General features: G+C 54.4%; 1 tRNA gene and 2 rRNA genes (1 of these 3 running past the window's edge). All 3 read left to right on the top strand.

The features are described 5' to 3' along the window. Positions 1-2,737 (top strand): 23S ribosomal RNA (locus AC07NY_RS25950) (it extends 68 nt beyond the left edge of the window). Positions 2,738-2,817: 80 nt separating this feature from the next. Next, positions 2,818-2,932: ribosomal RNA gene (gene rrf, locus AC07NY_RS25955) — 5S ribosomal RNA — on the top strand. A gap of 146 nt (positions 2,933-3,078) precedes the next feature. Then, positions 3,079-3,155, top strand: a tRNA-Met gene (locus AC07NY_RS25960). Positions 3,156-3,264: the final 109 nt, after the last annotated feature.

Here is a 3,264-nt window from a genome sequence, read left to right on the forward strand (position 1 = left end):
GCGATAAGCCGTGGGGAGCTGCGAATGAGCTTTGATCCGCGGATTTCCGAATGGGGAAACCCACCTTCGATCTCTGTTATTCTAAGTACAGGCTTCGGCTTGTGCTTGGGCTAACAGAGATCACAAGAAGGTATTAAACTCTGAATACATAGGGGTTTAAAGCTAACCCAGGGAACTGAAACATCTAAGTACCTGGAGGAAAGGACATCAACGAGACTCCGTTAGTAGTGGCGAGCGAACGCGGACCAGGCCAGTGCCTGACTGTAAGTTACCGGAAGTGGTTGGGAAACCACGCAATAATGGGTGATAGCCCCGTACGGATCTGCGAACAGTTGGGACATGAGTAAGGCGGGACACGTGAAATCCTGTCTGAACGTGGGGGGACCACCCTCCAAGCCTAAGTACTCCTCAGCGACCGATAGTGAACAAGTACCGTGAGGGAAAGGTGAAAAGCACCCCGACGAGGGGAGTGAAATAGCACCTGAAACCGAATGCTTACAAACAGTGGGAGCTCAAGGTTCGTCCTGGGTGACCGCGTACCTTTTGTATAATGGGTCAGCGACTTAATCTGACGAGCAAGCTTAAGCCGGTAGGTGTAGGCGCAGCGAAAGCGAGTCTGAACAGGGCGTTCAGTTCGTCGGATTAGACCCGAAACCGGGTGATCTAGCCATGAGCAGGTTGAAGGTAAGGTAACACTTACTGGAGGACCGAACCGGTGCCTGTTGAAAAAGTCTCGGATGACTTGTGGCTAGGGGTGAAAGGCCAATCAAACTCGGAAATAGCTGGTTCTCCGCGAAAGCTATTTAGGTAGCGCCTCGTGTGAATACTCCGGGGGGTAGAGCACTGGATGGGTGAGGGGTGCTTACCGCATTACCAATCCTAACCAAACTCCGAATACCCGGAAGTACTGCACGGGAGACACACGGCGGGTGCTAACGTCCGTCGTGGAGAGGGAAACAACCCTGACTTACAGCTAAGGCCCCCAATTCGTGGCTAAGTGTGAAAGGATGTGGGAATCCCAAAACAACCAGGAGGTTGGCTTAGAAGCAGCCATCCTTTAAAGAAAGCGTAACAGCTCACTGGTCTAAACAAGGGTTCCTGCGCCGAAAATGTATCGGGGCTCAAGCCACGAGCCGAAGCTTAAGGTTTGCACTTTGTGCAAGCGGTAGCGGAGCGTTCCATAAGCCAACGAAGGGAGACCCGTGAGGGCTCCTGGAGGTATTGGAAGTGCGAATGCTGACATGAGTAACGACAAACAGTGTGAAAGACACTGTCGCCGAAAGTCCAAGGGTTCCTGCGTAAAGTTAATCTCCGCAGGGTTAGCCGGCCCCTAAGGCGAGGCCGAAAGGCGTAGTCGATGGGAATGAGGTGAATATTCCTCAGCCAGTTGGTAGTGACGGATCGCGTACGCTGTCGGGTCTTATTGGATTGACCCGGCTTCCAAGCGGTTCCAGGAAATAGCTCCAACATGAGACCGTACCCGAAACCGACACAGGTGGACTGGTAGAGTATACCAAGGCGCTTGAGAGAACTATGCTGAAGGAACTCGGCAATTTACCTCCGTAACTTCGGGATAAGGAGGCCCAGTGCTTAGGCAACTAGGCATTGGGGGCACAGACCAGGGGGTAGCGACTGTTTAACTAAAACACAGGGCTCTGCGAAATCGTAAGATGACGTATAGGGTCTGACGCCTGCCCGGTGCCGGAAGGTTAAAAGGAGGTGTGCAAGCACCGAATTGAAGCCCCGGTAAACGGCGGCCGTAACTATAACGGTCCTAAGGTAGCGAAATTCCTTGTCGGGTAAGTTCCGACCTGCACGAATGGCGTAACGACTTCCCCGCTGTCTCCAGCATAGACTCAGTGAAATTGAATTCCCCGTGAAGATGCGGGGTTCCTGCGGTCAGACGGAAAGACCCCGTGCACCTTTACTGCAGCTTTGCGCTGGCATTCGTGTCGGCATGTGTAGGATAGGTGGTAGACTTTGAAGCCGGGGCGCCAGCTCTGGTGGAGTCATCCTTGAAATACCACCCTTATCGTCATGGATGTCTAACCGCGACCCGTAAGCCGGGTCCGAGACAGCGCATGGCAGGCAGTTTGACTGGGGCGGTCGCCTCCCAAAGAGTAACGGAGGCGTGCGAAGGTGGGCTCAGAGCGGTCGGAAATCGCTCGTTGAGTGCAATGGCATAAGCCTGCCTGACTGCGAGACTGACAAGTCGAGCAGAGTCGAAAGACGGCCATAGTGATCCGGTGGTCCCGCGTGGAAGGGCCATCGCTCAACGGATAAAAGGTACGCCGGGGATAACAGGCTGATGATTCCCAAGAGTCCATATCGACGGAATCGTTTGGCACCTCGATGTCGGCTCATCACATCCTGGGGCTGGAGAAGGTCCCAAGGGTTCGGCTGTTCGCCGATTAAAGTGGTACGTGAGCTGGGTTCAGAACGTCGTGAGACAGTTCGGTCCCTATCTGCCGTGGGTGTAGGAGAATTGAGAGGATCTGCCCTTAGTACGAGAGGACCGGGGTGGACGTACCTCTGGTGGACCTGTTGTGGCGCCAGCCGCAGTGCAGGGTAGCTATGTACGGACGGGATAACCGCTGAATGCATCTAAGCGGGAAACCCACCTCAAAACGAGTTCTCCCTTGAGAGCCGTGGAAGACGACCACGTTGATAGGCCGGGTGTGTAATCCCAGTAATGGGTTCAGCTTACCGGTACTAATTGCTCGATCGGCTTGATCGTTCTCATGATCAATGTCCGCGACACCAAAACGCGAAACATCATCAAACAAAGACCATATGCTTGCCAATATCCTTCGCCGGCCCGGTGGCTTGAGCGAGAAGCCAGAACCCGATCCCATCCCGAACTCGGCCGTTAAACTTCTCAGCGCTGATGGTACTGTGTCTCAAGACCCGGGAGAGTAGGTCGTTGCCGGGCCTGTCAAGGATATCCCCTCATCACAAAGACAAAACGCTTCAACGCGGCGGTCGACACTTGTCGCCGCCGCGTTGCCGTTTAAAGCCCAAATCGTCCCAGGATAAGCCTCACCGCAAACCAAGGACGACAAAGGCCAAAAAAGTTGACGCGGGGTGGAGCAGCCCGGTAGCTCGTCAGGCTCATAACCTGAAGGTCGTCAGTTCAAATCTGGCCCCCGCAACCAACAGCAATAGAAAAACCCCGTCTCACCACGAGACGGGGTTTTTGCGTTCTCAGAACAAACCGCCAGAATCCACGCCAGGTCGCCGTGGAACTCGAAGGTCGACGCCGCC

The sequence above is a fragment of the Allobosea sp. GW821-FHT09G06 genome, assembly GCF_059416005.1.